This window comes from Dietzia sp. CQ4, from assembly GCF_014145125.1.
Lineage (GTDB): Bacteria > Actinomycetota > Actinomycetes > Mycobacteriales > Mycobacteriaceae > Dietzia > Dietzia natronolimnaea.
The window spans coordinates 1-2935 of record NZ_JAALDZ010000300.1 but is presented as its reverse complement, the minus strand read 5'-3'; the positions used below and the strand labels follow the sequence as shown (position 1 = coordinate 2935).

Below are 2935 nucleotides of genomic sequence, written 5' to 3'. Positions count from 1 at the left end.
CGGGGGCGCCGGAGGTGGCGGGGGCGCCGCTCGGGTCGGCCCCCAGCACCGAGCGCAGGACGGCCACCCCGCCACCGTCGGGCATGTGCACGTCGAGCAGCACCACGTCGGGCCGGACCCGACCGATGCCGGCGACGGCCTCGGCCACCGACCCCGCCTCGCCCACCACCTCGATGCCGGTCTGGCCGGCGAGTTCGGCCCGGACACCGCTGCGGAACACCGCGTGGTCGTCGACGAGGAACACCCGGCACACCCTGACGCCACCCACCGGCTCGTCCGTCATTCGCCCTCCAGCGGCATCTCGATCCCGATCTCGGTTCCGCGACCGAGCGTACTGCGCACCGTCACGCTGCCGCCCCGGCTCTCCACACGGTGCCGGATGGACTGGGACAACCCGTGGCGATCATCGCCCACGTCGTCGGGGTCGAAGCCACAGCCGCGGTCCCGGACGAAGGCGCTGAGCACCTGACCGTCGTTCTCCACGAACACGTCGGCGGTGTCGACGCCGGCGTGCTTGGCCACGTTGACCAAGGCCTCGCGGACGGCGCCCAGCACCGCCTCCTCGGCGTCGCCCGCCGGGCCGTCCCCGCCCACCACCACCTGGTCCACGCGCAGACCGTAGGCGTCCTCGATGTCCCCGACGATCACCTCGACGGCCCCGGCGACGGTGGCCGCGCCCGAGGACATGCGGGACCCGGCCCCGAAGAGCCACTGCCGCAGTTCGCGCTCCTGCCGACGGGCCAGCCGCGAGACCTGGGCGGGGTCGTCGGACCGCTTCTGGATCAACGCGAGCGTCTGGAGCACGGAGTCGTGGAGGTGGGAGGCGATGTCGCTGCGCTCGGCCTCACGGATGCGGGCCGCACGCTCCTCCTCGAGGGACCTCCACAACCGCAACCCCACGGGGACGCTGAGCAGCACCACTCCGACGAGGGTCGCCAGCACCGCCAGGAAGGACGACCGCAGGGCGGCGAACTCGACCTGCCCCAGCACGACGACGGCGAGTCCGACGACGACGAGGGTGGCACCGGTGGTGACCCTGGCCCAGTCGAAGACGGACCGGGGAGCCACGCGCCCCCCGCCGTCGTACTGCTGCCAGACCAGCCCGGCCCCCAGGGCCACGATGAGGACGGGCACGATCACGTGCAGCCCCGTCGCGGTGGTCACCATGAACGACAGCACCGACCCCACCAGGGCCACGACCGCGAGGGCCATGCCGCGGCGACGCTCCCGTGTGTCCGCGGAGGCGACCCCCTCCGGCGCCCGCGCCGACGGGGTCAGAGCCCACAGGGCGGAATAGAACAGCACACCCGCGCCGGACAGGGTGGCGAGCAGCACCATCGCCAGGCGCACATGGGTGACCCGCACCCCCAGATGGGCCGCGAGCCCCGCGCACACGCCGGCGACGACGGACCCGTCGGAGATCCTGGTCAGCGGCGGGTACCACCGGAACCCGGCCGGCTGCACGGTTGCGGGCGGCCGTGGAGCGACCGGCGGTCGCGGCGCGGGGGCCGATACCTGATCGGTCGCGTTCTCACTCATACCGCCATGGTCACAGATCGCGACCCCGAGAGGTATCGGGGATCTCCCCCGGTTCGTCCGTCCCGGGAGGGGGCCCGCCCACCGCACGGATGTCGTAGGCCACGCTCGCCGGAGTGATCCCGAGTTCCTTCAGCCCGGCCACCAGGTCACGTGAGATCGCGTCCCTGACCGCCCGCGCCCCGTGACTGCCGACGACGAAGCGGACGGTCACGAGGATCCAGTCCTCCTGGAGGGAGACGAAGACCTGCGGTCCGAACTCGCGGACGTCGACCGCGTAGACGCGGCTCATCCGCTGCACACTCGCCATCGCCTCGTCGCTGAGTTGGCGCGTGTGCCGATCGGCGCACGCGGAGAACAACTCGTCCACGACGCGCAGATCAACGTCGAAGGGGAGGTTGACCGAGATCTCCTCCCAGAGGAACGGGAAACCGCGGGAGTAGTTGAAGACGGCCTCGTCGAAGATCACGCCGTTGGACACGGTCACCACCCGCCCGGTGAACTGGCGGCTCGGTACCCAGTTCCCGGTCTCCGATCCGGTCATGGACGACGGGGCCCCCATCTCCATCACCGTCGTCCGCAGGAAGCCCAGCGACATCACGTCGCCACGCACCTCCCCGACGGCGATCCGGTCACCGACCGCGAAGACCCTGCCCCGGAGGTGCGTCCGCTGACGCCGACCATCGTCACACCGAAGAGCCGCAGGGGGTCGTCCGAGCTCAGGAATCCCACGACGGTGTCGACCATGCCGTCATCATCCCTGCCGGGTGCTCTCAGGGTCGAATATCAGGGTCGGCCCCCGATGTGGAACCACGACCCGCCCACCACGATGGAGTCATGTCCAGCACCAGCACCCACGACGTCCCATCAGAGCTCCGCTCCCTGTGGCGGACCCGACCCGTCCGGACCCCGGACGACGCCAAGATCGCCGGAGTCTGTGGCGGCTTCGGCCGCCGCTACGGGGTGGACCCCGTCCTCTTCCGCATCGCCTTCGTCATCGCCGCTCTCTGGGGCGGGGCCGGGGTGTTCCTGTACGCACTGTTGTGGCTGCTCCTGCGCTCCGCCGGAGACGAGGTCTCCAAGGGGGAGGCGCTGATCGGGAAGGGCCGGGCATCCGGTTCCAGGATCACGGCCGCGGTCCTCGTCGTCGTCGTCCTGCTCAGCGCACCCACCTTCGGCGGTTCCGGGGAGAGCCTCGTGGTGGGGGCGGGGTTCCTCATGGGCGTCGCCATGCTCGCCGGGTGGTACGGCCTGCACCGCCGCACCCCCGTGCCACCCACCGGGTGGTCCGAGGTGTCGGCCGTGCGACCACGGTCGACGCGGACCGGCACCGGCCGCACCGCCGAGGCGTCGCAGGAACCGGGCTCCGGCCCCGGTGCCCCCTACGGCCCGCCGGTCC

The 2935-nt window shown here is 71.9% G+C and carries 5 protein-coding genes; 1 reads left to right on the top strand and 4 read right to left on the bottom strand.

Translation table 11 applies throughout. From position 1 onward, the window contains the following. From G6031_RS15360 to G6031_RS15345, 4 genes are all read right to left on the bottom strand, one after another. Positions 1-283, bottom strand: a 283-nt coding sequence (locus tag G6031_RS15360) for a response regulator transcription factor (RefSeq protein WP_182653725.1), incomplete at its 3' end; no start/stop codon positions are given. Next, positions 280-1539, bottom strand: a complete 1260-nt coding sequence (locus G6031_RS15355; protein WP_241737377.1) for an ATP-binding protein — start codon at positions 1537-1539, stop codon at positions 280-282. The genes G6031_RS15355 and G6031_RS15360, both read right to left, overlap by 4 nt. Positions 1540-1549: 10 nt before the next feature. After that, complete coding sequence (locus tag G6031_RS15350; RefSeq protein WP_206682171.1) at positions 1550-2149, bottom strand: mechanosensitive ion channel family protein; 600 nt, start codon at positions 2147-2149, stop codon at positions 1550-1552. Beyond that, positions 2134-2283 carry a hypothetical protein gene (locus G6031_RS15345; protein ID WP_182653724.1) on the bottom strand — a complete coding sequence of 50 codons (150 nt, stop codon included), beginning with the start codon at positions 2281-2283 and terminating at the stop codon, positions 2134-2136. The genes G6031_RS15350 and G6031_RS15345 overlap by 16 nt, the downstream gene beginning before the upstream one ends. A 90-nt stretch (positions 2284-2373) precedes the next feature. Here G6031_RS15345 and G6031_RS15340 point away from each other — a divergent pair. Further along, positions 2374-2935, top strand: a 562-nt coding sequence (locus G6031_RS15340; protein WP_182653723.1) for a PspC domain-containing protein, incomplete at its 3' end; no start/stop codon positions are given.